Genomic DNA, 3,476 nt, shown 5'->3' on the forward strand with positions numbered 1-3,476 from the left:
AGCGGGCTTGCCCGCGATAGCGTCGTGTCAGTCGATTTAGATTAACCAGACATACCGTCATCGCGGGCAAGCCCGCTCCCACAGGGTTCAGTGTTGGCTGATAGAAGGCAGGCCAGCGGCAGAAAAGCGGCAGGCAGCGGAAACCGGTTGCCGCTTTTCTGGCATTGCCGCTTTGCCGATTCCCCGCAAAGCCCCGGTTTACGTGGGTTTTTGTGTTTGGCACGGCGCTTGCTAAAGCTCAGGTACGAAAAACCGCTCACCCGAAGGTTCCCGACATGAGCATCAGCTTCGATAAAGCGCTCGGCATTCACGAAAAGGCATTGGGTTTCCGTGCCCAGCGCGCTGAAGTGCTGGCCAACAACATCGCCAACGCCGATACCCCGAACTACAAGGCTCGGGATCTGGACTTCTCCAAAGTGCTTGAAGCACAGAGCCAGAAAAACGCCAACGGCACCATCGCCCTGAACATGACCAACAGCCGTCACATCGAAGCTGAAGGCCTGGGCAATGGCGACGAGTCGCTGATGTATCGCACGCCGATGCAGCCTTCGATTGACCAGAACACCGTGGATGCTCAGCTGGAACAGTCCAACTACGCGGAAAACGCCGTGGGCTTCCAGGCCAGCTTCACCCTGCTCAACAGCAAATTCAAAGGGCTGGTATCGGCCCTGCGCGGAGAGTAATCCATGTCCCTGTCCAGCGTTTTCAACATTGCCGGCAGCGGCATGAGCGCACAAACCACACGTTTGAACACCGTGGCGTCGAACATCGCCAACGCCGAAACCGTTTCGTCGAGCATCGACCAGACTTACCGCGCCCGTCACCCGGTGTTCGCCACCATGTTTCAGGGCGGCCAGAACAGCGGCAGCAACTCGCTGTTCCAGAGCCAGGACGCCGCAGGGCAGGGCGTGCAGGTACTTGGCGTGGTCGAAGACCAGAGCAACCTCGAAGCACGCTACGAGCCGAACCATCCGGCCGCTGACGCCAAGGGCTACGTGTACTACCCGAACGTCAACGTGGTGGAAGAAATGGCTGACATGATTTCCGCGAGCCGGTCGTTCCAGACCAACGCCGAAATGATGAACACCGCCAAAACCATGATGCAGAAGGTACTGACCCTCGGTCAGTAATAAGGGGCGACGGCCATGAGTGTTTCCGATACCACCAGCAGCCTGAGCATGAATGACATCCTGGCGAACTCCTCGAAGAAAACGAGCAGTACGACCACCGGTGGCATTGCTTCGGCCACCAACAGCGCCACTGGCGGCAAAGCCCTGGGCAAGGATGCGTTCCTGCAACTGCTGGTCACCCAGCTGAAAAACCAGAACCCGCTCGATCCGCAGGACAACAGCGCCTTCGTTGCGCAGTTGGCGCAGTTCAGCAGCCTTGAGGGTATCACCACCCTCAACAGCACCGTCAGCTCGCTGGCCGGCAATTACAACTCGTCGCAGGCGCTGCAGGCGTCGTCGCTGGTCGGTCGCAACGTGATCGTGCAGACCAACACCGTTCAACTGGACGACCCGAGCAAAGGCATGACCGGTTCGGTCACCGTTCCGTCGTCGATTGCCGGCGGCACCGTCAGCATTACCGACAGCAGCGGCGCGGTCGTTCGCACCATCGATCTGGGCAGTCGCGCCGCAGGCAGCGCGAGCTTCACCTGGGACGGCAAGGACAAGGACGGCAACCTGGTGAAGACCGGTACCTATACCGTCAAGGCCAACGCCTCGATCAATGGCACCTCGACCGATATGGCGACCTACCTGCCAGCCACGGTCAACAGCGTGACCATCAGCCAGACCGGTGGCGAGCTGATGCTCAACCTGTCCGGCAAGGGCACCGTCGCCCTGTCCAAAGTACAAACCATTGGTATATAGAGCCGACTAACCGGCACAAAGGAGTGGAATATGTCTTTCAATATCGGCCTTAGCGGTCTCTATGCAGCCAACAAACAACTGGACGTGACCGGCAACAACATCGCCAACGTCGCGACCGCCGGTTTCAAATCGTCCCGTGCAGAATTCGAAGACGTCTACTCGGCCACTCGCCTGGGTAGCGGCAGCAAGGTCATCGGCAACGGCGTGCGTTTGGCCAACGTGTCCCAGCAGTTCACCCAGGGTGACATCAACAACACCGGTAACGTGCTGGACATGGGCATCAACGGTTCCGGCTTCTTCACCATGAGCAACAACGGCTCGATTTCCTATACCCGTGCCGGTACGTTCAAAGTCGACAATGCCGGTTACATCACCAACACCGACTACACCTCGCGTCTGCAAGGTTATGGTGTGGATGCCAACGGCAAGATCATCAATGGTGTGCTGACCGACCTGAAAATCGATACTTCCAACCTGGCGCCGAAGTCCACCTCGCTGGTGACCTCGACTATCAACCTGAATTCGTCGGCACCGGTGATCGACGACACAGTGGCGGCCGGCAAGTTCGATCCGTCAAAACTTGAGACTTACACCAAGCAGTTCAGTACGCCGATCTATGATTCTCAGGGCAACTCGCACGTCATGGATCAGTACGTGGTGAAGACTGGCCAGAACACCTGGAAGGTCTACACCCTGGTAGACGGTCGTAACCCGGACGCTACCGGCAGCGATCCGAAGGTCACCGCGCCGACACCTTCTACCATGACGTTTGACTCCGCTGGCAAGCTGACCCAGGTCAGCACTCTGCCAGGTCCTGTGATCAGCAGTGACCTGAAGCTCACTGGCTGGGTGCCGGGTACTGTGGTTAATGGGACGTTCACGCCTAACGGCGCTTCGGCGAACCCGGCCGGTATCACCATTTCGATGGCGCAGACCACCCAGTACAACGCAGATACCGCTCGTTCGATTCCGACTCAGGATGGTTACGCCACTGGCCAGATCACCAACCTGACCATCGACGGCACCGGTACGCTGTTCGCCAACTTCAGCAACAACCAGAGCAAGGCCATCGGCCAGGTTGCGCTGGCCAGCTTCACCAACGAGCAAGGCCTGCAGCCTGTCGGCGGCACAAGTTGGAAAGAGACGTTCGCCTCGGGTATCCCGGGTTACGACGCGCCGAAAACCGGTACCTTGGGTGAGGTGGTGTCCAACTCGCTGGAAGAGTCCAACGTTAACCTGACCAACGAGCTGGTGGATCTGATCAAGGGCCAGAGCAACTATCAGGCGAACGCCAAGACTATCTCCACCCAGAGCACTATCATGCAGACCATCATTCAGATGACCTGATTGCGGTTTCTGATTGTGCAAGGGAGCCCCTCTTTTTGAGGGGCTTTTTTGTGGGCTATTGTTTTGTGGGCTTATCCGTTGCTGCGGTAACGGCTACTTAGGGTTTCGCCCTTACGGCGAGTCACTTTTGCAGACGCCCAAAAGTAACCAAAACGCTTGGCCCCAACGTTCGGCCCTCGCTTAGGCTCGGGTTCCTTCGCTGCGGGATTCATCCGGGGGCATCGCCTCCGGTTTGCTTCGCTGCACCTCCTCTCG

Annotated in this window: 4 protein-coding genes; all 4 read left to right on the forward strand. The window is 58.3% G+C overall.

What is annotated here, in order from left to right:
- Positions 1-275: 275 nt before the first annotated feature.
- From flgB to flgE, 4 genes are read left to right on the forward strand one after another with little or no spacing between them, the layout of a single operon-like run.
- Positions 276-683, forward strand: a complete 408-nt coding sequence (gene flgB / locus OC71_RS26655) for a flagellar basal body rod protein FlgB (RefSeq protein WP_025112931.1) — start codon at positions 276-278, stop codon at positions 681-683.
- A 3-nt stretch (positions 684-686) separates the two neighbouring features.
- The gene (gene flgC, locus OC71_RS26660) at positions 687-1,130 is read left to right on the forward strand and encodes a flagellar basal body rod protein FlgC (RefSeq protein ID WP_003227217.1); all 444 of its coding nucleotides are present in this window, start codon (positions 687-689) and stop codon (positions 1,128-1,130) included.
- Positions 1,131-1,145: 15 nt separating this feature from the next.
- Positions 1,146-1,874: a flagellar hook assembly protein FlgD gene (gene flgD / locus OC71_RS26665; RefSeq protein ID WP_041075031.1), complete on the forward strand. Its 729-nt coding sequence runs from the start codon at positions 1,146-1,148 to the stop codon at positions 1,872-1,874.
- 30 nt (positions 1,875-1,904) lie between these two features.
- Positions 1,905-3,221 carry a flagellar hook protein FlgE gene (gene flgE, locus OC71_RS26670; protein WP_041075033.1) on the forward strand — a complete coding sequence of 439 codons (1,317 nt, stop codon included), beginning with the start codon at positions 1,905-1,907 and terminating at the stop codon, positions 3,219-3,221.
- Positions 3,222-3,476 lie beyond the last annotated feature (255 nt).

The organism is Pseudomonas sp. W15Feb9B (assembly GCF_000828175.1).
Classification (GTDB): domain Bacteria; phylum Pseudomonadota; class Gammaproteobacteria; order Pseudomonadales; family Pseudomonadaceae; genus Aquipseudomonas; species Aquipseudomonas parakoreensis.

Coding starts and splice junctions, on each gene's coding strand:
- flgB (WP_025112931.1), top strand. CDS start 276: ATGAGCATCAGCTTCGATAAAGCGCTCGGCATTCACGAAAAGGCATTG.
- flgC (WP_003227217.1), top strand. CDS start 687: ATGTCCCTGTCCAGCGTTTTCAACATTGCCGGCAGCGGCATGAGCGCA.
- flgD (WP_041075031.1), top strand. CDS start 1,146: ATGAGTGTTTCCGATACCACCAGCAGCCTGAGCATGAATGACATCCTG.
- flgE (WP_041075033.1), top strand. CDS start 1,905: ATGTCTTTCAATATCGGCCTTAGCGGTCTCTATGCAGCCAACAAACAA.